This window comes from Sciscionella marina DSM 45152 (genome assembly GCF_000379465.1).
Taxonomy (GTDB): domain Bacteria; phylum Actinomycetota; class Actinomycetes; order Mycobacteriales; family Pseudonocardiaceae; genus Sciscionella; species Sciscionella marina.
Window position 1 is genome coordinate 29,529 of the sequence record NZ_KB905402.1, and the last position, 26,474, is coordinate 56,002.

The 26,474-nt window shown below is 67.5% G+C and carries 23 protein-coding genes and 1 pseudogene; 11 read left to right on the top strand and 13 right to left on the bottom strand.

Annotation, left to right across the window (positions count from 1 at the left end; translation table 11 throughout):
• Positions 1 to 37: 37 nt before the first annotated feature.
• The gene (locus tag A37U_RS0124455; RefSeq protein WP_020499304.1) at positions 38 to 505 is read right to left on the bottom strand and encodes an Lrp/AsnC family transcriptional regulator; all 468 of its coding nucleotides are present in this window, start codon (positions 503 to 505) and stop codon (positions 38 to 40) included.
• A gap of 141 nt (positions 506 to 646) precedes the next feature.
• Here A37U_RS0124455 and hppD point away from each other — a divergent pair, with 141 nt between their 5' ends.
• Positions 647 to 1,831, top strand: coding sequence for a 4-hydroxyphenylpyruvate dioxygenase (hppD, locus tag A37U_RS0124460; protein ID WP_026197557.1), 1,185 nt, complete (start codon positions 647 to 649; stop codon positions 1,829 to 1,831).
• 3 nt (positions 1,832 to 1,834) lie between these two features.
• Here hppD and A37U_RS0124465 read toward each other — a convergent pair whose 3' ends face one another.
• The 4 genes and pseudogenes from A37U_RS0124465 to A37U_RS45160 form a co-directional block, all read right to left on the bottom strand.
• Complete coding sequence (locus tag A37U_RS0124465; protein ID WP_020499306.1) at positions 1,835 to 2,455, bottom strand: GTP-binding protein; 621 nt, start codon at positions 2,453 to 2,455, stop codon at positions 1,835 to 1,837.
• A pseudogene (locus A37U_RS53890) lies at positions 2,436 to 2,837 on the bottom strand (DUF742 domain-containing protein); the annotation flags it as partial. The pseudogene A37U_RS53890 and the gene A37U_RS0124465, both read right to left, overlap by 20 nt.
• A 121-nt stretch (positions 2,838 to 2,958) precedes the next feature.
• Positions 2,959 to 3,372, bottom strand: a complete 414-nt coding sequence (locus A37U_RS0124475; RefSeq protein ID WP_020499308.1) for a roadblock/LC7 domain-containing protein — start codon at positions 3,370 to 3,372, stop codon at positions 2,959 to 2,961.
• Positions 3,373 to 3,374: 2 nt separating this feature from the next.
• Positions 3,375 to 6,137: a sensor histidine kinase gene (locus tag A37U_RS45160; RefSeq protein WP_020499309.1), complete on the bottom strand. Its 2,763-nt coding sequence runs from the start codon at positions 6,135 to 6,137 to the stop codon at positions 3,375 to 3,377.
• A gap of 318 nt (positions 6,138 to 6,455) precedes the next feature.
• Between A37U_RS45160 and A37U_RS0124485 the strand changes: the two genes are divergently transcribed.
• Both A37U_RS0124485 and A37U_RS45165 read left to right on the top strand, forming a co-directional pair.
• Positions 6,456 to 7,370, top strand: coding sequence for a glutamate ABC transporter substrate-binding protein (locus A37U_RS0124485; protein ID WP_020499310.1), 915 nt, complete (start codon positions 6,456 to 6,458; stop codon positions 7,368 to 7,370).
• A 149-nt stretch (positions 7,371 to 7,519) separates the two neighbouring features.
• Complete coding sequence (locus A37U_RS45165) at positions 7,520 to 7,756, top strand: hypothetical protein (protein WP_020499311.1); 237 nt, start codon at positions 7,520 to 7,522, stop codon at positions 7,754 to 7,756.
• 81 nt (positions 7,757 to 7,837) lie between these two features.
• Here the strand turns inward: A37U_RS45165 and A37U_RS0124495 are convergent, their stop codons facing one another.
• The 4 genes from A37U_RS0124495 to A37U_RS0124510 form a co-directional block, all read right to left on the bottom strand.
• A complete protein-coding gene (locus A37U_RS0124495; RefSeq protein ID WP_020499312.1) occupies positions 7,838 to 8,977 on the bottom strand; it encodes a cystathionine gamma-synthase in 1,140 nt (379 codons plus the stop codon).
• 51 nt (positions 8,978 to 9,028) lie between these two features.
• Positions 9,029 to 9,634 carry a hypothetical protein gene (locus A37U_RS0124500; protein WP_020499313.1) on the bottom strand — a complete coding sequence of 202 codons (606 nt, stop codon included), beginning with the start codon at positions 9,632 to 9,634 and terminating at the stop codon, positions 9,029 to 9,031.
• A gap of 115 nt (positions 9,635 to 9,749) precedes the next feature.
• Positions 9,750 to 11,165 carry a hypothetical protein gene (locus tag A37U_RS0124505; protein WP_020499314.1) on the bottom strand — a complete coding sequence of 472 codons (1,416 nt, stop codon included), beginning with the start codon at positions 11,163 to 11,165 and terminating at the stop codon, positions 9,750 to 9,752.
• A 95-nt stretch (positions 11,166 to 11,260) separates the two neighbouring features.
• Positions 11,261 to 12,628, bottom strand: a complete 1,368-nt coding sequence (locus tag A37U_RS0124510; protein WP_020499315.1) for a cystathionine beta-synthase — start codon at positions 12,626 to 12,628, stop codon at positions 11,261 to 11,263.
• Between the two features lie 110 nt (positions 12,629 to 12,738).
• On the opposite strand from A37U_RS0124510, the gene A37U_RS0124515 reads away from it, so the two are divergent.
• From A37U_RS0124515 to A37U_RS0124535, 4 genes are all read left to right on the top strand, one after another.
• On the top strand, positions 12,739 to 12,981 hold the full coding sequence (locus A37U_RS0124515) for a hypothetical protein (protein ID WP_020499316.1): 243 nt from the start codon (positions 12,739 to 12,741) through the stop codon (positions 12,979 to 12,981).
• Positions 12,982 to 13,021: 40 nt separating this feature from the next.
• Positions 13,022 to 13,756, top strand: coding sequence for a YidC/Oxa1 family membrane protein insertase (locus A37U_RS45170; RefSeq protein WP_020499317.1), 735 nt, complete (start codon positions 13,022 to 13,024; stop codon positions 13,754 to 13,756).
• The gene (locus tag A37U_RS0124525; protein WP_026197558.1) at positions 13,741 to 14,961 is read left to right on the top strand and encodes an acetyl-CoA C-acetyltransferase; all 1,221 of its coding nucleotides are present in this window, start codon (positions 13,741 to 13,743) and stop codon (positions 14,959 to 14,961) included. The genes A37U_RS45170 and A37U_RS0124525 overlap by 16 nt, the downstream gene beginning before the upstream one ends.
• Positions 14,962 to 15,198: 237 nt before the next feature.
• Positions 15,199 to 16,032, top strand: coding sequence for a hypothetical protein (locus A37U_RS0124535; RefSeq protein ID WP_020499319.1), 834 nt, complete (start codon positions 15,199 to 15,201; stop codon positions 16,030 to 16,032).
• Between the two features lie 46 nt (positions 16,033 to 16,078).
• Here A37U_RS0124535 and A37U_RS0124540 read toward each other — a convergent pair whose 3' ends face one another.
• From A37U_RS0124540 to A37U_RS0124550, 3 genes are all read right to left on the bottom strand, one after another.
• Positions 16,079 to 17,290: an ABC transporter permease gene (locus A37U_RS0124540; RefSeq protein ID WP_020499320.1), complete on the bottom strand. Its 1,212-nt coding sequence runs from the start codon at positions 17,288 to 17,290 to the stop codon at positions 16,079 to 16,081.
• The gene (locus A37U_RS0124545; RefSeq protein ID WP_020499321.1) at positions 17,287 to 18,204 is read right to left on the bottom strand and encodes an ABC transporter ATP-binding protein; all 918 of its coding nucleotides are present in this window, start codon (positions 18,202 to 18,204) and stop codon (positions 17,287 to 17,289) included. Before A37U_RS0124545 ends, A37U_RS0124540 begins: the two co-directional genes overlap by 4 nt.
• A 295-nt stretch (positions 18,205 to 18,499) precedes the next feature.
• Positions 18,500 to 19,315, bottom strand: coding sequence for a Bax inhibitor-1/YccA family protein (locus A37U_RS0124550; RefSeq protein ID WP_020499322.1), 816 nt, complete (start codon positions 19,313 to 19,315; stop codon positions 18,500 to 18,502).
• Between the two features lie 472 nt (positions 19,316 to 19,787).
• Between A37U_RS0124550 and A37U_RS0124555 the strand changes: the two genes are divergently transcribed.
• The 4 genes from A37U_RS0124555 (at position 19,788) to A37U_RS45175 (ending at position 25,329) form a co-directional block, all read left to right on the top strand.
• The gene (locus tag A37U_RS0124555; RefSeq protein WP_020499323.1) at positions 19,788 to 21,209 is read left to right on the top strand and encodes an Ig-like domain-containing protein; all 1,422 of its coding nucleotides are present in this window, start codon (positions 19,788 to 19,790) and stop codon (positions 21,207 to 21,209) included.
• A gap of 5 nt (positions 21,210 to 21,214) precedes the next feature.
• Positions 21,215 to 21,949, top strand: a complete 735-nt coding sequence (locus A37U_RS0124560) for a class F sortase (RefSeq protein WP_020499324.1) — start codon at positions 21,215 to 21,217, stop codon at positions 21,947 to 21,949.
• A 120-nt stretch (positions 21,950 to 22,069) separates the two neighbouring features.
• Positions 22,070 to 24,061 carry an SDR family oxidoreductase gene (locus tag A37U_RS0124565; RefSeq protein WP_020499325.1) on the top strand — a complete coding sequence of 664 codons (1,992 nt, stop codon included), beginning with the start codon at positions 22,070 to 22,072 and terminating at the stop codon, positions 24,059 to 24,061.
• Positions 24,062 to 24,195: 134 nt separating this feature from the next.
• Positions 24,196 to 25,329 (top strand): coiled-coil domain-containing protein, encoded by a 1,134-nt coding sequence (locus tag A37U_RS45175; RefSeq protein ID WP_020499326.1) that lies wholly within the window; start codon positions 24,196 to 24,198, stop codon positions 25,327 to 25,329.
• On the opposite strand, the gene A37U_RS45180 is transcribed toward A37U_RS45175, so the two are convergent.
• Entirely contained in the window at positions 25,304 to 26,302 is a 999-nt protein-coding gene (locus A37U_RS45180; RefSeq protein ID WP_083933823.1) for an alpha/beta hydrolase, read from the bottom strand. The two genes, A37U_RS45175 and A37U_RS45180, sit on opposite strands and share 26 nt — an antisense overlap.
• Between the last annotated feature and the right edge of the window lie 172 nt (positions 26,303 to 26,474).

The following is a 26,474-nucleotide window of genomic DNA, read 5'->3' on the forward strand; positions in this document are numbered from 1 at the left end:
AAACACGGGTGTCCGGGCGGGCACCCGTGTTCTCTGTTCACGGCCCGCGCAGCCGCTCCAGCAGGGGCCGCACCCGCGGCGGGACCGGGGTGGACAACGCGATCGAGGTCGCGAGCCGTTGCACCCCTTCCACGTCCACGATCTCGTCGATCACCCGTTGCAGATCCTCGTTCGACCGCGCCACGAGCCGGACGAGCAGATCGGCCTGCCCGGTCGTCGCGTGCACCTCGCAGACCTCGGCGATGGCGCGCAGTCGTTCGGCGACCACCCCGCGCCTGCCCTGGGCGATCTCGCAGCTGGCGAACGCGGTGAGCCCGTAGCCCATGGCGGCGAGATCGACCGCGGGTGGGAATCCGGTGAGCACCCCGCCGGCGAGCAGTTTGTCCAGCCGCGCCTGCACGGTGCCCCGCGCGACGCCGAGCCGCCGGGAGCATTCGAGCACCCCGAGTCGCGGTTCATCGGTGAGGAGCAGCAGCAGTTGGCCGTCGAGCTCGTCGAGCGTCATCGCGGGCGACCTCCGAGTACCGGGCGAATACTAGCCGATCTGCGCAATCTGACCGCACAGATCGATGATCAACTGTACATTCTGCCCAGCCGATCAAGAAACTATTGCACAGTCTGCGCTGGCGCTCGCATGCTCTTGTCCATGACGGAGACAACGGAAACAGCGACAACGGACCCTGGACTCGCCGCCCTCGTCGGCCTTGTCGAGTACGACGCGTCGGAAGACCCCTTCCCGGTCAAGGCGCTCGACGCGGTGGTCTTCGTCGCGGGCAACGCGACCCAGACCGCGCACTACTACGAATCGGCATTCGGGATGCGACTGGTCGCCTATTCCGGGCCGGAGCACGGTAACCGCGACCACAAAGCCTTCGTGCTCGAATCCGGTTCCGCGCGGTTCGTGATCACCGGCGGTGTCGCACCCGACTCTCCCCTGCTGGATCACCACCGCCGCCACGGGGACGGGGTCACCGACATCGCACTCGAGGTCGAGGATGTGGACAAGTGCGTCGAGCACGCCCGCGACCAGGGAGCCACCGTGCTCGAGGAACCGCACGACGTCTCCGATGAGCACGGCACCGTGCGCCGCGCGGCGATCGCGACCTATGGGGAGACCAGGCACTCACTCGTCGACCGCTCCCGCTACTCGGGCCCCTATCTTCCCGGATTCGTTGCCAGGCAACCACTTGTCACCAGGCGCCCGGATGCGCCGAAGCGACTGTTCCAGGCGGTCGACCACTGCGTCGGCAACGTCGAGCTGGGCAAGATGGATTACTGGGTCGACTGGTACAACCGCGTGATGGGCTTCGTGAACATGGCGGAGTTCGTCGGCGACGATATCGCCACCGAATACTCGGCACTGATGTCGAAGGTCGTCTCGAACGGCAATCACAAGGTCAAATTCCCGCTGAACGAGCCCGCCGTCTCGAAGCGGAAATCCCAGATCGACGAGTACTTGGAATTCTATACCGGGGCCGGCTGTCAGCACATCGCGCTCGCCACCGGAGACATCGTCGCCACGATCGAGAACATGAGCGCGAACGGCGTGGAATTCCTGGCCACTCCCGATTCGTACTACGATGACGCGGAGCTGCGTGACCGTATCGGCCAGGTACGGCTGCCCATCGGGGAACTCAAGCGGCACGGCATTCTCGTGGACCGGGACGAGGACGGCTACCTGTTGCAGATCTTCACGAAACCGATCGGCGACCGGCCCACGGTTTTCTACGAACTGATCGAACGGCACGGCTCGCTCGGTTTCGGAAAGGGGAATTTCAAGGCCCTTTTCGAAGCGATCGAGCGCGAGCAGGAACGCAGGGGGAACCTCTGACGATCAGGAAGCAGGTGACGGTGTCGCGGCCTGCACGCGCCGGTCGTGTTCGATCGCGTGCCGCACAACCGAAACCAGCACCTGCTTCGCCGATTCCCGTTCCCGCGCATCGCAGAGCACGATCGGCACCGAGGGCCGGATGGTGAGCGCATTGCGGATGTCCTCGACCTTGTGGTGCAGCAGCCGGTCGAAACAATTCACCGCGATGACATAGGGAAGGCGTGCGTTGTCGAAGAAATCGATGACCGGGAACGCGTCCGAGAGCCGCCGGGTGTCCACCAGGATCACCGCGCCGATCGCGCCGAAAACCAGGTCGTCCCACATGAACCAGAACCGTTCCTGGCCCGGGGTCCCGAACACGTAGAGCACGATATCCGAATCGAGCGAGAGCCTGCCGAAATCCATCGCCACGGTCGTCGTCTGCTTGTCCGGCGTCACCGTGGTGTCGTCGACATGTTCGCCGAGCTCGGTCATCGCCGCCTCCGTGGTGAGCGGCTCGATCTCCGATATCGCACTGACAAGAGTCGTCTTTCCGGTGCCGAATCCACCGGCGACGACGATCTTCGCGGAAGACGTCGGTCCGAGCGCTGCCGAATCCGTACCGTCAAACCGTCCTAAGACCACTGAGCACCCTCTCCATGAAATCGATACTCGGCCGGTCACCAGCCATGTGCGTCGCCGTGTGCACGACGACGAGTTCAGCGGCGGCGACATCGCCGATCAGTACCCGCGCCACGCCGAGTGGCAGCCGCAGAAACGCCGCGACCTCGGCGACCGAGCGGGTGTCGACGCAGAGTTCGCAGATGCTGCGGTGTTCCGGGACGGCGAGATTCGCGCTGTCCAGTCCCCGGTGGCTGGTCGAAACGAGCGCTTCGATGGACAGCTCGAGCCCAGGACGTGTTCTGCCTTTGGTGCGGAAATAAGGGCGGACCAGTTCCGGATTCCCCGATGGCTCGTCGAGGAATTCCTGTGGACCGGGTTCGGCGTGCGCGAACGGCTCCTTGGCTTGTTCGGGCACCGTCTGGCCGCCTGTCGGTTCGAGCGCGGCCGGGTCCACATCAATACGCCCGGCGAGCGTACCGAAATCCCGTCTATCTATTTCGTTCACCGCGAGCTCCCATTCCCGACTACTTGATATTCCGCCTTGGTTCGACGGACAGCACCCTGCCGACCCGGTCGACAAGCAAGGTCATCTCATAGACCACGAGGCCGATATCGGCGTTCGCGGAGCCGAGCACCGCGAGACACGACCCGGTCGAGATGGACATGAGGAACAGATATCCGTTGGCCATCTCCATGATCGTCTGTGCGACGGGGCCGCCGCCGAAGATGCGTGCCGCTCCCCTTGTCAGGCTGTTCAGCCCGGAGGTGACCGCGGCCATCTGGTCGGCTTTGTCCTTCGGCAATCCCTCCGAGGAAGCGAGCAACAGGCCGTCGGCCGAGACCACGGTCCCGTGGGTCACCCCCGGGACCCGGCGCACGAAATCCGCGATCAACCAGTCGCAGTTCTGCCCGGAATCCGTTCGCTGTGCTTGTGTCACCCTCACTCCTTGTCCGTGAGTCCGAACGGGTTGCCCTGCTCGGCCCCCTCCGAGCCGCGCACCGAATGCCCGACCGCCCTGCGGCCCGCGACGAAGCCGGACTGGAACCGGGCCATCTTGTCCCGTGCCGTGGTCGCCGCCTGTTCGGCATCCTCCGGTGACTGTCCGGCCGCCAGGCGGTGCTGCCCGCTGTCCAGCGAACCGGGAACCAGATACGCGTTCGGCACCCGTTTCGGCAACGCGGACTGCCCGTTCTGTTCCGGCTCGATGTCCCCGAGCAGTGCGGCCGCCTGCCACCCGGAATCGGATTCCTCGCGCCACTCGATTTTCGGATTACCCGATTCGTCGAGGGCGGTGAACACATCCGTTTCCGTCGTTTCGGAAAGCCACCTGGACATCATTTCCTGATAAATAGGCGTTCCCTTGCGCACGAGCTCCTCATGGCGTTTTCCGGTGCTGTCGTCCAGCGCACCGGAATATCTGCCGTTTCCGGTGCCGCCATTGCCATTGCCGTTGCTCGTCGCTTTCGCCCCGCTGCCGTCCTCGGCGACGCTCGCCGGCTGATCCGTGTATATCGGTCCGCTGCCGAGCGTGTCCAGGTGCAGTGGTGCGTCGAGCGCGGGCAGTTCGGCCTTGTTCTCCTCGAGATTCCGTTTTCCGGGCAGATCAGCGGGAACGACCATGGAATGCGCGTCCTCATCCGCATCACGTTGGGCGGGCACTGTCTCGAATCCGGTGCCCCCGATCTCCGCGGGCTCCCATTCGGCCCCGGTATCGTCCGCTCCGAATTCCGCATCCTCTTCCTCGAACCCGGAACGGGACAGCTGCCGGACACTGACCTGCGGCGGCAGCCCGGAGCTCGCCCGCGCCTTGTCGGTGAGCAGCTTCGCGGGCACCTTGATGCGCGCGACCAGACCGCCCTCGATGTCCTCGTTCTCCGCGAGCCGCACCTCGATACCGTGCCGCTTGCCGAGGCGGGCGACCACGTAGTGCCCCATTCGCCTGGTCACCGCGACATCCAGGTCCGGCGGCTCGGACAATGCCTGGTTGGCCGCCACCAGCTGTTCCTCGGTCATCCCGACCCCGGTGTCGGTGATCTGGATGGCCAGTTCGCTGTGCCGGTTCATCGCGGCCCGCACCCGGACCGTTGTCGATTGCTCGGAGAAGAAGGTCGCGTTGTCCAGCAGCTCGGCGAGCAGGTGCACCAGGTCGTGCACCGCCTGGCCGTGTACCGAGACATCCGGGACCGTGCCGACGTCGACCCTGCGGTAATCCTCGGTCTCCGAGACCGCGGCGCCGATGATGTCCGCGGCCCTCGTCGGCCGGGTGATCTGGTTGGCCGGACCGGAACCGGACAGCACGAGGAGGCTTTCACCGTTGCGCCGCAACCGGGTGGAGAGGTGGTCGAGCTCGAACAGGTCGGTGAGCCGGTCCGGGTCCTGTTCGCGATCCTCGAGCCGGTCGATGACGCCGAGCTGGCGCTGCACGAGCACCTGGCTGCGCCTGGAGAGGTTGATCAGGATCCGGTTCAGGTTGTCCCGCAACAGGGCCTGTTCGGTCGCCAGCCGCACCGCCTGGCTGTGCACCTCGTCGAAGGAGCGCGCTACCTGACCGATCTCCTCGGTGGTGTGCACCCCGACGGGTTTGATCCCGGTCCGCGCTGCTTCCCGCGGGTCCGGGTCGGAGAGGATCCGGTGCACGGTCGCGGGCAGCTGCTCGCTCGCCACCTGCAGCGCGGTGCGCCGCAGGGTACGCAGCTGACGGAGCATGGTGCGGGCCACGAAGAACATCAGCATCAGCGTGATGAACAGGGCGACGGCGAGCACGCTCGCGGTGACGATCAGCGAGGTGCGTGCACTGCTGAGCATGCCGCTCGCGGTGCTCTTCAGGTTCTCGAAGGCCCGGTCGAGTACCGTGGCGAACTTCTGGCTGATCGCGTCCGCGTTGGAGACGACCTGGCCGGTGTCGATCGCGGTCGGCAGGTTCGCCCCGGCACGCTGCACGGCGAGCTGCTGCAGCTGGAACTGGTTGTTGACCGCGACCCCGGTCATCTCGCCCGCGTAGGCGCGCTTGTCGTCATCGGGGCCGATGTCGTTGAACCGCGAGATCGAGGAGACCAGATCGGCCCCGGCCTCATTGAGCAGCTGTCCCTCGTCGTCCGCGAACCTGCCGCGCATGGCACCGAGGGTGAGATAGAGGTTCTGGGTGGACGCGTCTTCCTTGGCGTGCTCGAGCGCGTTGACGGCATTCTGGTTGTCCCGCAGCTCGGCACTGCTTCCGGCATAGGTCGGCTGCAACAGCGTGTCGATCACCGAGCCGTACGCGGAGTTCATCGTCGAAACCGAGATCGCGGCCGCGTCCGCGCCTCCCGGTTGCATCGCCATCTTGCGCAGCCGGTCGAGCGCGGTCATCCGCGGCTGGATGCGCTGAATGGCGGGTTCGGCGACGTCGACTTCCTGATTGGCTCCCTTGACCCGGTCCCAGGTGCCGTCGGTGGTGGAGATGTCCTTGTCCAGCTCGCCGTGACCGGGGGTGCGACCGCCGACGATCCAGCTCGCCATCGCCACCCGCTCGTGCTGCAGGGCGTGCGTGACCGCGGTGGCGTCGTAGTCGAAGCCTATGGCGTCGACCGAGCGCTGGTAGCTCGAGGTCTCGGCGACCCCGTCGTATATTCGTGCGGCTGCGAGGGCGACCGCGGCGATCGTCGGCAGCGCGAGCACTGCCAGCAGTTTCGCGCGGAGCGGCCAGTTAGCGAGTGTCCGCATCGTCGGTCACCTCGCGGCCGATCCATCCGGGCGTACCGGCATCCGTTGTTCCTTGCGGTGTCGGTAGGCGGCAGATCGCCACCTGATTCCTTCTAGCAAGCCAACCTTGATGCCCCGATCGGGTGCAAAAAGGTGATTCTCCGTAGTTCGCGCCGCACACTACCCTACAACTGTCGGGGGATAAAGACTTCAGACGAACTAGCCGATTGCAGAGGGCAACCGGGCTGCCGGCGCCCTTGACGAACTGCGTCCACCCAGACACCATCTCGCATGTTCACTCACAAGTGCTACCCCCGTTAACTAGAGGACAAATGTGACATGAGTCTCCGGCCGCCCGCCCGCAAGACCGTCACCGCACTCGCCGTCACGGCAGCGCTCGCCCTCTCCGGCTGTTCCGGCGAGTCCCCCTCGCGAGCCGAGCGGAAGACCAACTTCATCGACCGCGCCCCGGTCGCCACCGAAGCACAGATCAACTCCTCCCCGACCGCCGCGGCGATCCGGGCCCGCGGACAGATGTTGATCGGCAGCGACAAGAACCTGCCCCTGGTCTCCCAACAGAATCCGACGACCGGGCAGACCGAGGGCTTCGACGCCACCCTGTCCCGCATGCTCGCCAAATACATCACCGGTCAGTCCACGCCGCGAATCGTCTCGGTCACCCCGGAGAACCGCGAGCAACTACTCGAAGCGGGCACCGTGGACGCGGTCATCCGCATCTACTCGATCACCGAGAAGCGCGCCCGGCAGGTCACCTTCGCCGGGCCGTACTTCGACTCCGGGCAGACCATCGCCACGCTGCGCACGAATCACGCCATCCAGACCGCCGACGATCTGCGCGGCAAGAAGGTCTGCGTGGTCAAGGACACGACCAGTGAAAAGGCCGTCACGCAGAAGGAGCCGGAGGCCGCGGTCACCCCGGCCGCCGACTCCTCGCAGTGCGTATCGGCGCTCGAACAGGGCAAGGCCGAGGCCTACGTGCACGACCTGACCGTCGTCGCGGGCGCGGCCCAGCTGAACAACAAGATCAAGATCGTCGGCAACCCGTTCACCTCGGAGCCGTACGGCATCGGAATCCGTCACGGTGACGACTCGTTCAAGAACTTCGTCGATGACTGGCTGCGCAGTATCGAACGCTCCGGGTTGTGGCGCCAGGCGTGGCAGCAGTCGCTCGGCACGGTCGTCCCCGGTGGTCCGCCGAGCCCGCCGAACATCGGCGGCGCCCCCGGTACCTGACCGGGTTACCCCGGCCGATCAGGCACTGAGCCGAAACTGTGGATATCCTGGCAGTCTCCTGAGAAGGCCGCTGAACGCGGACCAGCCGGGGTATTGTCTGTCAAGGGGACGACATCACAGGAATTTTTCGCGGTAGGAGTTACAAGCGCATGGCGAAGCTGAGCCGGATAGCGGCGATCGTTCCGGTCATCGGTGCGACCGTCGCGGCGAGCGCGCTCGCCGGGGCCGCCGTGTACACGGTCGCGCAGACCGACTGCGACGGTGGCCAGTACATCCGGTCCGGTCACCAGGTCGAGCTGATCGGCAGCTGCGTGAACCGCGGTGAACTTCCTTCCGGCGTGCACCCGGCACCCCGCGAGTCGCACAAGACGAACAAGCGGGGCTGAGAAGCACACCATGCCCTGCTGCGCGCGGCCAGATCGGCGCCTCGCGGCGTTGTCGCGCACTCTGACCGGGCCTTACGCCATTCAGCGGAGCGCGCTGTGCAGATCCTCGACGAGGTCCTCGACGCGCTCGATGCCGACCGAGAGCCGGACGAGGTCCGCGGGCACCTCGAGCGCGGAACCGGAAACCGAGGCGTGGGTCATCGCCGCGGGGTGCTCGATCAGCGATTCGATCCCGCCGAGCGATTCGGCCAGGGTGAACAGCTTCGTGCGCCCGCACAGTTCGCGGGCCGCTTCGGCGCCGTCGACGTGGGTGAACGAGACCATCGCGCCGAACGCGCGCATCTGCTTGGCCGCGATCTCGTGTCCGGGGTGCCCGGGAAGGCCCGGGTAGTAGACGGTGCCGACCTTGGGGTGATCCACCAGCAGGCGGGCGATCTCCTCGGCGTTCGCGCAGTGCCGCTCCATACGCACCGCGAGGGTCTTCACTCCGCGCAGGGTCAGCCAGCTGTCGAACGGCCCCGGGGCGGAACCGGCGGCGTTGCGCATGAAGAACAGCTGCTCGGCCAGTTCCTCGTCCCCGGTGATCGCCGCGCCGCCGACCACATCCGAGTGCCCGCCGAGGTACTTGGTCGTCGAGTGCACGACCACATCCGCACCGAGCTCGAGCGGGGACTGCAGGTACGGGGTGGCGAAGGTGTTGTCCACGACGAGTTTCGCGCCCGCCGAACGCGCGAGACCGGCGAGCCCGGTGAGGTCCGCGATCCCCAGCAGCGGGTTGGTCGGGGTCTCACACCAGATCAGGCTGGTCTTGTCGGTCAGCGCGGCGCGCACCGCGTCGAGGTCCGAGAGCCGGACCGGCGTGTAGTCGATCCCCCAGTGCGCGAGCACCTTGTCGACCAGCCGGAAGGTGCCGCCGTAGGCATCGTCGGGGATCACGATGTGCGCGCCCGGCTCGGTGAGCACCCGGAGCACGGCGTCCGAGGCGGCCATTCCCGAGGAGTACGCGACCGCCCGCGCCCCGCCCTCCAGCGAGGCGAGACATTCCTCGAAAGCGGTGCGGGTCGGGTTGGCGGTGCGCGAGTACTCGTAGCCCGCGCGCAGACCCCCGACGCCGTCCTGGGCGAAGGTGGAGGTCTGGTAGATCGGCGTGATCACCGCTCCGGTGTGCGGATCGGGCTCCTGACCCGCATGAATAGCCCGTGTTTCGAACCCGTGTGCCATAGACCGGAGCCTACCCGCGCGGCATTCGGCACGCGCGGGCGGCAACCGTGCTCACCAGGGCTGCCGGCCTCCCATCGGCGGGTACGGCGGCTGCTGCGGCATCCCGCCGTACATTGCGCCCTGTCCCGGCTGCCAGGTCACATAACGCGTGGTCAGCGGCACGATCGCGAGCACGAAGGTGGCGATCGCCGGAACCGCGAACACGAACAGCACGCCGACCACCGCGCCGGCCGCCCGGCTGGTGGAACCGTTGAAGGTGGCACCGACGGCCGCGACACCCTGCATGGCGAGCACGCCGAGGGCGATCCAGCCGATGATGGCCAGCCCGGAACCGATCAGGGTCAGGATCTGGCCGAGCCGCTTGCGCATGAACAGCAGGATCGGCCCGGCGATGAGCGTGGCGCTCCAGATCACGAAGCCGATCGTCTCCCCGACGAGGATCCCCATGACCGAGGACGGTGCGTCACCGAGCACACTGATCACGCTGATCAGCATGTAGAGGCCGAACAGGCCACCGAGCAGGCCGAGCACACCCGCGGTGATCGCGGTTCCCCCGCTCGGTGGGCGGGTCTGCGGGTCGATCTGGACCGGGTGCTGCGGCATCGGCTGGAACCCACCCGATTGACCGTAGTTGGGCGGTTGCGGTGGGTAAGTCATGGCGTTCCCTCGTTTGGTCCGGTGTGTCCGTTACACGGATTTGACGCCGAACAGTAGCGAACGGCTCCCGTGGTCTGCACCACGGGAGCCGTTCGCTACTAGGTCGCTTTTCAGGTCACCACTGCTGGGGAGGGAACCCCTGCTGACCGGGAGGCGGCCCCTGCGGGGGCTGCTGCTGACCGGGGTATCCGCCGCCTTGCGGAGGCTGGCCGGGGAACCCATCGCTGGGCGGACCCTGCGGGGCCTGGCCGGGGAACCCGCCACTGGGCGGACCCTGCGGAGCCTGACCCGGGAACCCGCCACCGGGCTGGCCCTGCGGAGCCTGACCGGGCCCACCCGGACCGAACTGACCGGGAGCACCGGGGCCGCCAGGGCCACCCGGGCCGCCGAACTGACCAGGACCGCCGGGGCCACCGGGACCACCGAAGCCGCCACCGGGACCGAACGGGCCACCCCCGCCGACCTCCGCGGCCTTGGCCTGCATACCGGCCGTGGTCGAGGGCAGCCACCAGAGCACGATGACCGCGATGTAGATGATCACACCGACGATGCCCGCCGCCGAGGAACCGCCGATGAGGGCGAGGACACCGGCGATGATGCCGAGCCCGGCGCCCACGGTGACCGTGAGCCGCCCCCAGTTCTTGCCCTGACCGCCGAACCAGGCACTGATCCCGACGACGACCGTGATGATCATCAGGACGATGATCACGATCATCGCCATGGTCAATGCCGAGTTGAGCTTGTCCATCGACTGGCTGAGCTGCCCGGAGTAGGGGTTGTCCGCACCGCCGAACGAGGTCGAGTTGCTGCTCAGGTAGCTCTTCGCGTTGAGGGTGTTGACCAGCCCGAGGATCGTGAAGATCAGCATGATCGCGGAGAGGGCGATCGTGGTCCACATCGCCGCGGGCAGCGTGTTGCCCTGCTGCGGACCGCCCTGCTGCGGACCGCCCTGCTGCGGACCGCCCTGCATCGGGCCGCCCTGCATCGGACCGCCCGGACCCGGCTGGCCGAACTGCGGCTGGCCCTGCTGCGGCGGCATCCCGGGCTGGCCGTACGGCGCACCCTGGGCACCGGGCGGCGGGAAGCCCTGCTGCGGCTGGCCACCGAAGGCACCCGCGTTCGGGTCGCCCTGGGGCACGTAACCCTGCGGCTGGAAACCCTGCTGCCCGCCGAACCCGCCGGAGGGGTCGCCCGCGGGCGGGGTGTACTGGCCGTAGTTCGGCTGCGGCGGGGCGCCGGTCGGCCCGACCACCTGCGTGGAGTCCGGTCCCTGCTGCCCTGGTCCGCCGAGCACCTGCGTGCTCTCCGGAACATCGCCCTGCGGGGCGCTGCCCGGCATGACCGCCTGGGTCGGTTCGGCGCCGTCCTGCGGCTGATTGACCGCGGGCGGCTGCTCGCCCGGCCGGATGGCCTGAGTCGGTTCGGCCGTGGAGAACTGGTTCTCCCCGCCCTCTTGTGGCGGCTGCACGCCGCCCTGATACGGCTGCTCGCCCTGGCCCTGCTGGCCATCCGGCGGCTGCGGAGCACTCATCGGGTGAACTCCCTCGGATAATTGGCTGACTGTCGTCCGCTGCGTGGTGGCCTACGCTATCTGATCACGACGAACCTGGCAGTACGGCCCGCCGATTAACCGCCGAGGTAGGCCAGCACATCCTGCCGGGTGACCAGGCCCGCCGGCTTGCCTCCCTCGAGCACGAGCGCGCCGTCGGCTCCTTCGAGTGCCCGCATCGCCGCGCTGACCGGTTCACTGGAACCGATGGTCGGCAGTGGCGCGGACATGTGCGACTCCACGCTGTCGGTGAGCGCCGCCTTCCCGGAGAACAACGCGTCGAGCAGGTCGCGTTCGTTGACCGCGCCCTTGACCTCGGCGGCCATCAGCGGCGGTTCCGCGCCCACCACCGGCATCTGCGAGACGTGGAACTCGCGCAGGATCGCCACCGCCTCGGCCACGGTCTCGTTCGGGTGGGTGTGCACCATGTCCGGGAGCGAACCGTCCTTGCGGCGCAGCACATGACCGACGGTCGCCCCGGTCGAGTCCGGCGGGAGGAACCCGTAGGAAGCCATCCAGGAATCGTTGAACACCTTGGACAGGTAGCCACGGCCGCCGTCCGGGAGCAGCACCACGATCACGTCCTCCGGCCCGCAGCGCTTGGCGAGCTCGATCGCCGCGGCCACCGCCATCCCGCAGGAACCGCCGACCAGCAGCCCTTCCTCGCGCGCGAGCCGGCGCGTGGTGTGGAAGGAATCAGCGTCCGAGACCGCGATGATCTCGTCGCAGACGCCCCGGTCGTAGGTCTGCGGCCAGAAGTCCTCGCCGACCCCCTCGACGAGATAGGGCCGCCCGGAACCGCCCGAGTACACCGAGCCCTCCGGGTCCGCTCCGGCAATGCGCACCCCGCCCGCGGAGATCTCCTTCAGGTAGCGCCCGGTGCCCGAGATGGTGCCGCCGGTGCCCACCCCCGCCACGAAGTGGGTCAGCTTGCCTTCGGTCTGGCGCCACAGTTCCGGACCGGTCGAGTGATAGTGCGATGCCGGGTTGTTCGGGTTGCTGTACTGGTTCGGTTTCCAGCCGCCCGGCAGTTCGCGCGCGAGCCGGTCGGAGACGCTGTAGTAGGACTCGGGGTGTTCCGGGGCCACCGCGGTCGGGCAGACCACGACCTCGGCCCCGTAGGCGCGCAGCACATTGCGCTTGTCCTCGGAAACCTTGTCCGGGCACACGAAAACGCAGCGGTAGCCCTTCTGCTGGGCGACCATGGCCAGCCCCACCCCGGTGTTGCCCGAGGTCGGCTCCACGATCGTGCCTCCCGGCTTCAGCTCCCCGGACTCCTCGGCGGCCTCGATCATCCGCGCGGCGATCCGATCCTTCACCGAGCCACCCGGGTTGACGTACTCCACCTTGGCGAGCACGAGCGGTTCGACCTCGGCGGCCAGGGCATTCAGCTTCACCAGCGGGGTATTGCCGATCAGATCGGTCACGTGCTCCACGTATTCCACATGGCAAGACTAACTCTCGGATAAAGTGGTTCCGTGACCGAGCTTGCGAGGTCACGATCAGACACAGCACCGTTGGTCACGGGACCGACGAGCGTCAGCGAGGAGGGACCGTGACCGTCCTCGCGCTGCTCACGTCGAACCCGGAGGCCCTCGGGTTGCTCGCCGTGCTGCTCGCCGCGAGCCTGTTCGTGACGGCCGGTTCGCGCGCGGTGCGCACGCTGGTCATCGGCACCCCGGCGGGTCTTCGCCCGGTCGCGCGCCATCACATCGGCGCCCCGGTCATCCCGCCGCGGATGAGCAACCCCGCAGCGAAGGGACATCCGCGCCCACGAGCTCCTTCGACGATCGGCTGATCGCCGGTCCCTGTTCACCCCGTCGAAGGGTTGCTTCGTCATGCTTTCTTTTCTCGATCCCATCGTGCGCGTGGCCGCGCACGCCCTTTCCTGGCTCGTCGATCTGCTCACCCCGATCCTGCCCGCCGCGGCGCCCGGGCTCGCGGTCGTGCTGTTCACCCTCGCCTTCCGATTGCTGCTGCATCCACTGGCCCGCATGCAGGTGCGCGGGGAACGCGCCCGCGCCGCACTCGCCCCGAAGCTGCGTGCGCTGCAGGCCGAGCACACCGGGGACCGGGAGAAGCAGGCCGCGGCGACCATGGCCCTCTACCGCGAGCACGGGGCGAGCCCACTCGCCGGTTGCGGGCCGACGCTGCTGCAGCTGCCCGTGTTCTCCGTGCTGTACCGCACGTTCACGGTGACCACGATCGGCGGTGCGGCCAATGAGCTGCTCGGGCACACCGTGTTCGGTACCGCGCTCGGCGCCCACTTCGATCCGGCGAACCCGGTGTTCTGGGGGCTGCTCGCCTGTCTGGCGGTCACCGCGGGCTGTTCCTCGCTGTTCGCGGCGCGGCAGTCGAACGGCCAGGTCAGCGGGGTCATGGCGAAGCTGGTCCGAGTATTGCCCTTCGGCACCCTGTTCTTCGCGCTCTTCGTTCCGCTCGCCGCCGGGATCTACCTGCTGACCACCACGGCGTGGACGGTGGCCGAGCGCTGGTACCTGCATCGGCAACCAAGCAAAAGCTTGCTTGAGAACGAAAAGGTCGTAGAGTCAGGTCCATGCCAGAAGCCGTGATTGTCGCGACCGCCCGCTCTCCCATCGGGCGCGCCAACAAAGGATCCCTCGTCGACCTGCGCCCCGATGACCTGACAGCCAGGATGGTGCGCACCGCACTGGACAAGGTGCCCCAGCTCGATCCGGCCGAGATCGATGACCTGATGCTGGGCTGCGGGCTACCCGGCGGTGAGTCCGGGTTCAACATGGGCCGGGTGGTGGCCGTGCTGCTCGGCTACGACCACCTGCCGGGCACCACGATCACCCGGTACTGCTCCTCTTCGCTGCAGACCACGCGGATGGCGCTGCACGCGATCCGCGCGGGCGAAGGGGATGTGTTCATCTCGGCCGGTGTGGAGACGGTGTCCCGCTCGGGCAAGGGGTCCTCGGATTCCTGGCCGGACACGCACAACCCGCTGTTCGCCGAGGCCAAGGACCGCACCGCGCGCACCGCCGAGCAGGGCGCCGATTCCTGGGCCGATCCGCGCGAATCCGGTGACCTGCCCGATGTCTACATCGCCATGGGGCAGACCGCGGAGAACCTCGCCCGGCTCAAGGACGTCAGCCGCGCCGAGATGGACGAGTTCGGTGTGCGTTCCCAGAACCTCGCCGAGAAAGCCAGCGCGGACGGGTTCTGGGCCAAGGACATCACCCCGGTCACCCTGCCCGATGGCCGCGTGGTCGATGCCGACGACGGCCCCCGCGCCGGAGTAACCCTCGACGGGGTATCCGGGCTCAAGCCGGTGTTCCGCCCGGACGGCCGGATCACCGCGGCCAACTGCTGCCCGCTCAACGACGGCGCGGCCGCGCTCGTGATCATGTCCGACACCAAGGCCAAGCAACTGGGCATCACCCCGCTGGCCCGCATCGTGTCCACCGGGGTCACCGGACTGTCCCCGGAAATCATGGGTTACGGGCCGGTCGAAGCCTCCAAGCAGGCGCTCGCCCGCGCCGGGATGGGGATCGGCGACATCGACCTCGTCGAGATCAACGAGGCCTTCGCCGCCCAGGTCATCCCGTCCTACCGGGACCTCGGAATCGACCTCGACCGGCTCAACGTCAACGGCGGGGCCATCGCGGTCGGCCACCCCTTCGGCATGACCGGTGCGCGCATCACCTCGACGCTGATCAACTCGCTTCGGCACCACGACAAGCAGTTCGGCCTCGAGACCATGTGCGTGGGCGGCGGCCAGGGCATGGCCATGGTGCTCGAACGCCTTTCCTGACCACGGTCCCGGCCCGCAACGAGCGGGCCGGGATCTCACAGGACGGCACCGGCGAGCACACCCAGAAACAACACCGACACGATTACTTCGACCAGGAATTTCACCGTGCAGAAAACCTTCATGGCACACCTCCGGTGATCGCGTTCCGCAATCCTTGATACGGCAGTCGCTGGTGACCGGACAGGTCCGTGCGGGAGCATCTCCCCCGGAGCACCGAGACCGGACCTCCGGACAGGGATGAGGAACCGTGGACGAAGATCTCAGCAGTGTGGTGCGAAACGTGCACCGGAGGCCACGAGCAGGCTCGCCAATCACCCGCTCACCCGTGCCTACCTCGAAGCCGGGGTTCGGCTGCTCGATCGCGAGTTCGATGCCTCGCTCGACGGGACCGATCGGTTCGTCCGTCCACTCGGGACACTGACGAGAGACACGGTGATCGCCGAGGTCGGCAACGGCCCCGCCGAGCTTCCACGACAGGGCACCGTCGGATCGTTCCGCGATCGGTGGTCCTATTTTCCGGACTACGTGGCGGATCCGGCCCGCTATACGCTACGCGAGTACCATTCCGCGCCCGCCAATGTGCTCGCCAGGACGGCGGCGGGGAAACTACTCGACAAGGAATTCGCGGCGGCCGTGCACGAAATCGGCTACGAGAGCACGGTCATCGCGCGCGATTCGACGGCACTGCGATTCCGGTTCCTCGCCGTCGCGCTCGCCGCCCAGGACGAACACATCCGGGAAACGATGACCAGGCTGTACCACGACATCACCGATACCTGGCAGCAACTCTGCTCGGATGTGTTCGCGGCCCGTGGACTCCGGCTCCGGGACGGCATCGGTTTCACCGATCTGGCGACGATTCTCACCGCGCTCAACGAAGGACTGGCACTGCGTGACGCACACAGTCCGGGTACCGGAATCCTCGACGACGAACGGCGGCGCAGTCTCGTCGGACTGGCGGCTCTTGCCCTGTTCGCGGGCGCCGCGGACACCGGGGACGGCCGCTCGGTCGCGGGAAACGCCGAACACATCGCCGGAAAGAACGACTCTCGAGCCGCCGATCGCGAATAGGACCGTGGTGGGTGCACACCCCCGACAGCGCACCCACCACGGAACTTCATGCGGCGCGCAGGGCGTCGCGGAAACGCACCTTCGTTCCGGTGCGCACGATCGCGTTGCGGTAGATCCGCGCGGAGAGCCAGAGCAGCCCGGGAATGAAGGCGACCAGCAGCACGAGCGCGAGCACGATCTCCCATACCGGCACCCCGCCCATACCGATCCGCATCGGCATCAGGGTCGGCGAGAAGGTCGGGATGATCGACAGGATCTCCACGAAACGGCTGCCCGGGTTGCTCGGCAGGACCGAGATCCCGACGACGTAGCCAGCGATCAGCAGCATCAGCGGAAGGCTGATCACCTGCCCGATGTCCTCCTGCCGCGAGACGAGTGCGCCGAGCCCGGCGAACACGAGCGCGTAGGCGAGGAAGCCGAGTACGAACCAGACGACCAGCCACACCACGGTGCCCGCTGCGGCGCCGACACTGGGCAGCAGCCCGGTGAGCGCGGCAGGTATCACGGCGGCTGCCCCGATCAGCACCATTTGGGCGAGCCCGAGTGCGCCGATACCGAGGATCTTGCCGAACAGCATCTGCCACGGTTTCACGGTGGCGAGCAACAGTTCGACCACCCTGCTCTGTTTCTCCTCGACCACGCCCTGCGCGATGGCCTGGGCGTTCATCATCATCACGAGGTAGATCAGCACCCCGGCCGCGGCACCGAGCACCAATTGCGCGACGTCATAGGGGTACGGCGGTTCGAGCGGTTTCACCGTGGCCTTGGCCTGGCCGACCTGAGTGGCGACCTGCCCCGGGTCCCCGCCGAGCTTGTGGATCTGGTTGTTCAGCGCCTGCTGGCCCGCGAAGCTGTCGAACACCGTCTGCAGCTTGCGGTCGAGCTCCTTTTTCACCACGACCTGCACATCGGAGCCGGTGCCCACGAGCAGCGCGTCCAGCTTGCCGTCGGTGATCTGCTTGTTCCCATCGGCCTCGGAGGCGACCTGCCTGGTGGCGATGTTCTCGCCGATGCCCTTGGCGGTCGCGGTGACCGGGGCGGCGAGACCGGCGGTCTGTGCGGTGACCCCGATGGTGGCGTCCGGTCCCGAGGACATCCCGCTGATCAGCTTGACGATCAGCACGCCGATGATCATCAGGGCCATCATCAGACCGGTGAAGACTCGGAACGCCTTGGAGCGCATCCTGGTGGAGATCTCCCGACCGGCGACCAGGCCGACCGCCTGCCGCGAGCCGTAGTCGATGTTCGCCTGCGTCATCGGTTCGCCCCCTGGTTCTCGGTAACGACATTGCGGAAGAGTTCGGTCAGCGAGGGCCGGTGCCTGGCGAACTCGCGCACCGGGCCGGTCGCCAGCGCGGCCTGCAGCACCTGCTGGTCGTCCGCGCCCTCGGCGAGTTCGACGATGGTGCGGGTGCCCGCGCGCTCGAGCACCGTGACGCTCGGCATCCCGTCGGTCCACCCGTCCCGTGCACCCGGCGCGTCCACGCTCAACCGGGTCCGGCCGCCCGCGCGCAGTTCGTCCACCGGGCCGCAGGCGACCATCGAACCGCTGCGCACGATGCCGACCCGGTCGCAGAGCCGTTCCACGAGGTCGAGCTGGTGCGAGGAGAACACGACCGGAACCCCGGCGCGGCACTTCTCGACCAGCACCTCGCTCATCACCTCGACCGCGACCGGGTCGAGGCCGGAGAAGGGCTCGTCGAGCACCAGGATCTGCGGATCATGCAGTAGCGCCGCGGCCAGCTGCACCCGCTGCTGGTTTCCGAGCGAGAGGCTCTCCACGTTGTCCTCACGGCGGCTGGCGACCCCGAGGCGTTCCAGCCACTCGTCCACCGCCTTGTGCGCCGCGGACGCGGACCAGCCGTGCAGCCGCGTCAGATAGACCAACTGTTCGCCGACCTTCATCTTCGGGTACAGGCCACGCTCTTCCGGCATGTACCCGACGTGCCTGCGATTCTGCGCGGTGATCGGCGAACCGGCCCAGCGGACCTCGCCCCCGTCCGCGGCGAGCACGCCGAGCGCGATGCGCATAGTCGTGGTCTTGCCCGCGCCGTTGCTTCCGACGAACCCGAACAGTTCGCCCGCCCGCACGTCGAAAGTCATCCCGTCGAGCGCGACGACATCCCCATATCGCTTGGTCAAGTGATCGATCTCGAGCGCCGGCTCGCCCATCGGTCCTTCTCCGTTCGTTCCACCTCGTCCGCACGGCCGCGGACCCTCGATACTGACGGTACCAAAAATTGATATCAGAATCATAGCAGATACCTTGGAGGGTATCGCCTGGGTGATCCATTTTCTGGCCGAATGGTCAAATATCAGCACGAGCGGTCGAACAAGTCAACCCGGAAACCTCCCCTAAGGGAGACGACCGGACCGGGAAAGCAGAACGGGGTGCACGGGAAAGCTCCCGTACACCCCGCCTTGGCGAGTCCCGCCGAATCCGGCGGAACGAAGAATCAGCCGCGCGCTATCGCTGCCCGCCCATGAAGTAGGAGGCGAGCCGCAGCACCTCGAGGTAGAGCCACACGAGCGTGGTCATCAGGCCGAACGCCGCGTACCAGGCCATCTTGGCCGGGGCACCGCCGCGGACCATGCGCTCCGCCGCGTCGAAGTCGAGCAGGAAGTTGAACGCCGCGATCCCGATGACCAGCAGGCTGAACACGATCGAGAGCGTGCCGCCGTCGCGCAGCCCGCCGTTGATGCCGAACAGGCCGAGCAGCAGGTTGCCGAGCATCAGGACGAGCGCGCCCACGGTCGCGCCGATGATCCACTTGGTCAGCTTCGGCGTCACCCGGATCGCCCCGGTCCGATAGACCACGAGCATCGCCACGAACACGCCGAAGGTGCCCAGGATCGCGGGGAACGCCACCCCGGGCGCGATGGTGTCGAACACCCGGGTCAGCGAGCCGAGGAACACCCCCTCCGCGAGGGAGTAGACGACCACGAGCGCCGGGCTGACCTTGCGCCGGAAGATGATCACGAGTGCGGTCACGAGCCCGACCAGCATCCCGGGCAGCGCGAGCGCGGGGATGGCGAGCCAGAAGGTCAGCGCACCGGTCGCGAGCGCGAGGCCGATCGTGATGGCGGTCTTGGTGACCACGTCATCGATGGTGATCGGGCGCTCGGCGGCAGCGGTGCGCTGATCACCGCCGAATCCCGGGGGCATCCCGTAGCCCTGGGCCCCCTGGGGCGCCGCGGTCGCCGTGGCGCCACCGAAACCGACCGGGGTTCCGTAGCCACCGCCCGGCAGGTTGCGGAACACGGGGTTCGAACTGCTGCGCACACTGACCTCCTCGGGATCCTTCCTCAGCCGTACAACGCCGCACGGGGGAAGCGAGTTCCCGGGCCGCCCGGCAGCATGATCGTAAAGCCAGCTTTACAATCACCCACTGGTGGTACACACAGTAGAGCGTTCAGCTGACTTGTGGGTGAATGGGGCGATCAGATTCCATACATAGTGTAATCAAGTACCGCGTTTGCCCTGGCGAAATTCGCAGTCGAACATACTCCCCATGGCGGATTGTGTTTTGCCTTCCGACCCGAGAAGCTCTCACGCAGTGTCGTAACGGACTTGGGCGCGCCAGGCTGCCGTTACGAAGCTGATCAGGGCACGACCAACAGGGCAACGACCAACACGAAGTTTCGGGCGCGGAAGTTCTCGGGGCACAGGACGCGGGAACGCGGCAGCATTGTCGCGGGGGTACGCGCGTGCGCATGAGCCTGGGTGCAGCGCCTGTCGGAGGGATAGCACCGTCATGCGGCTCAGAAAGATCCTCGCAGGCATACTCGGCGCCGGGCTGGTCAGTGGACTCACCCTCGTCGCGACCCCGCAGCTGGCCTCGGCGGCGGGAATCGACGAGGGGGCCGGCATGTCCGTCGGCCCGACCCCGGGGGGCAACCCCGCGGGCACCTGGCTCGGCCAGTACGTGGTCGGCGGCAAGAAGGTGTTCTGCGTCGACTACGCGCTCCCCGCGCCCGGCTCGGACCAGCCGTACAAGCCGGGTGACGCGCTCAAGACCAAGTGGGGAACGGCGATCCCCAAGTCCCAGGCATCGGACATCTCCTACCTGCTGCTCAAATACGGCAACACGAAGGACAACCTGACCGCGGCGGCCGTCGCGCACCTGCTGCACAGCTGGACGGCCCCGGTGGTCAAGGGTCACCCCGGTGATCCGCACGACCCGATCTTCAAGGGCCACGACACCAAGTGGATCCAGCAGAACCTCGCCTACGACAGCGGCTACTACGCCTCGAAGATGAACGCCTCGCTCAAGCAGAAGGTGGCCGAGGTCAAGAAGGACGCCGCGGCGAACAGGGCGCCCTGGGATCTGCAGCTGACCCCGCCGGAGCAGCCGCAGATCAACAAGCCGGGCACCTGGACCCTCAAGCTCACCTCCGGCGCGAAGAACCCGGTCTCCGATGTGCCGATCTCGCTGACCAGCAGCCAGGCCACGATCGACGGGGCGAAGTCCACCAAGGTCACCACGGACGCGAACGGGACCGCCCAGGTCAAGGTGACCCCGACCGGCGCGAAGCCGACCCTGCAGGCGAGCCTGAACAGCCCGAACGCGCTGCCGAGGGTGCAGGAACCGCTGAACAACCCGAACGTACAGAAGGTCGTGCTCGGCGGTGGCGAGCAGAACCTCTCCAAGACCTTCGAGATCCAGGGTGGCGGGGTCAAGGTCACCAAGACCGATTCGGAGTCCGGTAAGGGCATCTCCGGGGTCTCGCTGCGGATCACCGGCGGCGACAAGAAGTCGCCGGCGCAGACCTTCGACGGCAAGGAACTGCTCGGCGCGGACAAGCAGCCCGCGGTGGTGCAGACCGGGGACAACGGGCTCGCGAGCGTCGGCGACCTCGCCGCCCCGCAGCAGATCTGCGTGATCGAGACCGCGCCGGCCAAGGACTACGACCAGTCCTACGACGCGAAGAACCCGCCGTCGGCCTGCGGCACGATCCAGCCGGGCAAGACGCTGGCCCTCTCGCTGTCCAACAAGAAGAACAAGGCCATCATCCCGGTCGTGATCCCCGCCGGCGGTAGTTCGCCGACCGTGACGGCCGCCTCCGCGACCAGCACGCTGCCCTCCTCCTACGGCCTGCTCGGCTTCGGCGGCGGGATCGTGGTCCTCGCCGGGGTCGGCGGCGTCCTGCTCACGCGCAAGCTGCGCAGGAGGTAACGAGAGTGCGTGAACCGAGCAAGCGGCAGGGTTCGCGCCTCGGCGCGGGTCTTGCCGCGAGCGGGGTCGCCGTGGCCGGGGTCGGGATCGTGGTCGCCGGGGTCGTCCTCGGCGCCTCGGGCAATGTCGTCCCCGGGCATGCCATGGCCGCCGCACACGCCTCCGGAGCCGGATACGAACACCAGGCCAAGGGCGCGGACAAGGAACCGAAGACACAGGTCAGCCCGGCCGCGAAGGAGGAACCGGAACCGGACAAGCCGCGGCCTCCACGGGCGACCGGCAAGCCCAAACCCCCTCCCGGACAGAGCCCGGGCACGATCCGCCTGCCCAAGGGCGGCACCGCCAAACTGGTGCGCTCCGAGGTCACCGCGAACCGCACGCTGCCCATTCCGAACGGGGTGCGCGAAGCGACCTGGTGGGGTTCCGGGCTGGACGCGAAGCAGGGCGCAACTCTGTTCGCCGGGCACGTGAACTGGGCAGGCCAGACCGGACCGTTCAACGAACTGTGGAACGACAAGACCGGCGATGTCGTCACCGTCAAGGACACCGCGGGCACCGAGTACCGGTACCGGATCGGCAAGGTCGTCACGCTGCACAAGAACGCCCTGCCCGACCAGGCGGAGCAGCTGTTCGGCCAGTCGGGCCCGCACCGCATCGTGCTCGTGACCTGCGGCGGCCGCTGGGTCGGCGGGGACGAGGGGTACGCATCGAACCGCATCATGGTCGCGAATCCGATGTAGCCGTCCGCGCACCGAGTCCCCCGCAGCGGGATTCGGTGCCCAGTGTGCAGACAGCTTCGCCACCCGCCCAGTAACCTACTGCCATTCGAAAACCGACCCGCGGCAGTTGAGGGGCGCAGGATGACCACTTATCTCGTAACGGGCGCGACGGGATTCATCGGCCGTCATGTCGTCCGGATGCTGCTCGAGCGCGAATCGACGACCGAAGTACTCGTGCTGACCAGGCCGGATTCCGCGGAGAAGCTGGCAAGGACCACGCTCGGCTGGCCGCAGGCGGTCAAGGTGCGCCCGGTCGAAGGCGATGTGCGCTCCCCCGCGCTCGGCGTCGGCGAGGCGACCGTGGCGGAACTGCGCGGGAAGGTCGACCACGTGGTGCACCTCGCTGCGCTCTACGACATGACCGCGAGCGAGGAGGACAACCAGCTCGCGAACGTGGACGGCACGAAGCATCTGCTCGAGCTCGCCGCGGCGATCGAGGCGGGCCGGGTGCACCACATCTCCTCCATCGCGGTCGCCGGGGACCACGCGGGCAAGTTCACCGAGGACATGTTCGACGTGGGACAGTCCCTGCCGAGCCCCTATCACCGCACGAAATTCGAGTCGGAGAAGCTCGTGCGCGAGGCAACCGAGGTGCCGTGGCGGGTGTACCGGCCCGCGATCGTGGTCGGCGATTCGAAAACCGGCGAGATAGACAAAGTGGACGGGATCTACTATCTGTTCCCCACGATCGCCCGGCTCGCGCGGCTGCCCGAGGTCCCACTCGTGGCGCCCGAGCTCGGCAACACGAACGTGGTCCCGGTCGACTACGTGGCCGCCGCGATCGTGCACCTGATGCACGAAGCCGGACTGGACGGGCGAGCGTTTCACCTGGTCAACCCGAAGCCCCAGGCACTGACGGATGTATACAACGCGTTCGCGCACGTCGCCGGGGCCCCGCAGATCGCGGTGCGGCTCGGCGACACCCTCTCCAACCCGGCGCGCGCGATCGGCAAGCTCGCCGAGCGTCTGCCCGGCGCCGGGCTCGTGCGTGACGCGGTGCTGCACCGACTCGACATCCCGCCCGAGGTGTTCGAGTTCGCCGGTCTGCCCACCGTGTTCGACACCCTCGCCACCAGGGAGGCACTGCGCAGCAGCGGCCTCGAGGTGCCGAGGCTGACCGACTACGCCGAGGTGCTCTGGCGGTACTGGCGCGAGCACCTCGACCCGTACCGCGCGCGCAAGCACGGCCCGCGCGGAGAGCTCGACGGGCGCCGGGTCGTGGTGACCGGGGCCTCGAGCGGGATCGGGCGGGCCACCGCGCTCAAGCTCGCCGCCGAGGGCGCCATCCCGCTGCTCGTGGCGCGCCGGGCGAGCGAACTCGAGGAGGTGCGCAGGGACATCCTCGCCGCGGGCGGCCAGGCAGGCGTGTACCCCTGCGATCTGACCGATGACGAGGCCGTGGCGAAGACGGTCGAGCAGATGCTGCACGAGTACGGCGGGATCGAGATGCTCGTGAACAACGCGGGCCGCTCCATTCGCCGTTCGGTAACTCTCTCGTATGACCGTTTCCACGACTACGAGCGCGCGATGGCGATCAACTACTTCGGCTCGGTCCGGTTGATCCTCGCCTTGCTGCCGCACATGACCGAGCGGAAATTCGGCCATATCGTCAATGTCTCCTCGATCGGAGTACAGGGCATCGCGCCCCGGTTCTCCGCCTATGTCGCCTCGAAGGCGGCGCTCGATTACTTCGCACGGATCGTGGCCACCGAAACACACGGCAAGGGAGTCACGTTCACCACGGTGCACATGCCACTCGTGCGCACTCCGATGATCCGCCCCACGAAGATCTATGACGCGTTCCCCGCGAAATCTCCGGAAGCCGCCGCGGACATGATCATCACGGCACTCAAGAAACGCCCCAAACAGATGGGAACGCCCTACGGCGCGGCGATCGGACTCGCTTACTCGCTCGCGCCCGGTTTCGTCGACGCGGTGGCATATCAGGGATACCAAGTGTTCCCGGAATCCGCGGCCGCGGGCGGTGAACGTGGCGAAACGAACAAGAAGGATCGACGCGTAACGCAATTGGCCACTACACTGATGAAACTAACGCGAGGATTTCACTGGTAGCCGCGCCCGTCCCGTTATCTGTCCACAATGGACAATGACGGCTGAGAAGGCCCGAGGTTGCGTCCGTGTGGCTGCCGTAAAAATCACCGCACCGTTTTCCCCATCCGCCCCGGAAAACGCGTACCGTCGACTGCATGGAGAACGAGTTGATCCCGTTGAAGGTTGGCTTCGATGTAGCACTGCGCGGTTTCGACCGGAACCAGGTGACGCAGTACCTCCAGGACGTGCAGGAGGAACTGCGCGTCCTGCAGACGGATCGCGACTCGGCCCTGTCTCAGGTGGACCGGCTCACCGAGCGGCTCAACATGGCGCGCTCCGAGATCGACTCACTCAAACAGAAGATCGACGAACTCTCCAAGGCTCCGGTCAGCGCCACCGATCTCGGTGAGCGACTCAACCGGATGATCACCCTCGCGAACGCCGACGCGAAGGACATCATGACGCGCGCCGAGACGGCCGCGGCGAACACGCGCACCGAGGCGGACAACGACGCCAAGCAGCTGCGCCAGCGCTACCAGGACATGCTCGCCGACCTCGACAAGACCCGCGAGGACCACGAGAACGAGCACAAGGAGACGATGCGCAAGGCGCACGCCGAGATCGAGCGGCTCTCCACCGAGGCCAAAACCGAGCGGGACCGCCTGGACAGCGAGTCGACCAAACGGCGCACCAAGACGGAAACCGACTTCAACGAGGAGCTCAAGAGCAAGAAGGAGAAGCTCGCCAAGGAAGTCGCCGACCGCGAGGCAAGCAGCAAGCGCGAGGCCGAGAAGCGGATCAAGGACGCCACGGACGAGGCGACCAAGCGCGTGCGCGAGGCCACCGAGGAAGCCGCCAAGCGGGTCCGGGAGGCCACCGAGGAAGCCGCCAAGCGGGTCCGGGAGGCCACCGAGGAGGCCAACCAGCGCATCGAGCAGGCGACCGCGCAGGTCGGGGCGCTGCGTGGGCTGCGCGGCCAGCTGCGTGACCAGCTCGGCGGCGCGCTCGAGCTGCTGCAGAAGGCCGGCCCGGCACTCGACCCGGAGACCGACGAAGAGGACACGCTCAAGGCCAACTCCGCCCGGATCGGCGAAGACCAGCAGGTCAAGCAGCCGGTCAAGGGATCATGGTCGCAGAACGGCGAGGTGCCGACCCCGCATCCGGCGCGTCAGCACAACACCGCCGCCAAGCAGGAGCAGAAGGCTCAGGACCACAAGGCGGAATCCAACCAGGAACGGACGAACCGGATCCCGAAATCGCACGTCACGGCGGGGTCGAATCACCGCTGAGCTGCGCTCGGCCCGCCTTCTGAGCAACCGGCTCGCCGAGCCGCGTCCGGATGTAGTGGCCCGCGTGCGCGAGCGCGCCGCGGGCTTCCGGCAGCAGCCGGTACAGCGCCTGGAACACATGTACCTGACCAGGCCAGATTTCCAGCGTGCAGTTCCCGCCCTCGGTGTTGACCAGGCTCGCCAGCGCCCGCGCGTCCCCGGACAGCATCTCCGCGTCCCCCGCCTGCAACAGGATCGGCGGCAGCCCGGAGAGATCACCGCGTAACAGCTCGAGCCCCGGTTCCCCGCTGCGGCCGTAGAGCGGGAGCATCCGCTTCGCCAGCCGCGCGCTCAGATACGGATCCCGGCGATGCTCATCGACCGCCGCGGCCGTGTTCGCCGAGAAATCCACCAGCGGGGAGAACAGCACCAGCGCCGCGGGCTGTGGCAGACCCTGCTCACGGGCCGCGATCGCCAGCCCGAGGGCGAGGTGGCCGCCCGCGGAGTCCCCAGCGACCACGATCCGCTCGGCCGGATAACCCCGCGCGAGCAGCAGCCTGAACGCGTTCAGCACATCCTTGGCGGCCGCCGGGTAGCGGTATCTCGGGGCCAGCCGATAATCCAGGGAGAACACGGGCAGACCTGCCCGCGCCGACAACTGCGCGATCAGCCCCCGGTGACTGCGTGGCGAGCCGCAGAGGAAGGCGCCGCCGTGCAAATACAGCACCACCGCATCGCTACGGAGCGGCACCGGGCCGTGCACCCACTCCCCGCGTACCGGTCTTCCCTCGTGATACGCCCGCTCCGCACGGATCCGCGCACGGCGGGACGGGGCGAGCGCGGGCAGCACCGTGTCGAGCAGGCCACGCGCCGCGAGTACCGAAAGGCTCGTCGCGGGCAGGAGATCGACCGCGGGGCGCACCACCACCCGCAGCGTATTGGCCACATACCTGCTCGAACGGCTCTGCGTCGCCGGGATCCCCATCGGCTCCATCGCCCGCACCTCCCCGCTGTCACACCCGTGCTCATCATGATCAGCGGTTCGTGACCCGGTCAAGCCGCCATGCGTGGGCGGACCCGGGAATGCCGCCCCGCTTCCGGAACACCGCTCTGGTTCCGGAACGCTGCTGTACTTCCGGGGTAGCCGATCCACTCCACGAACATCG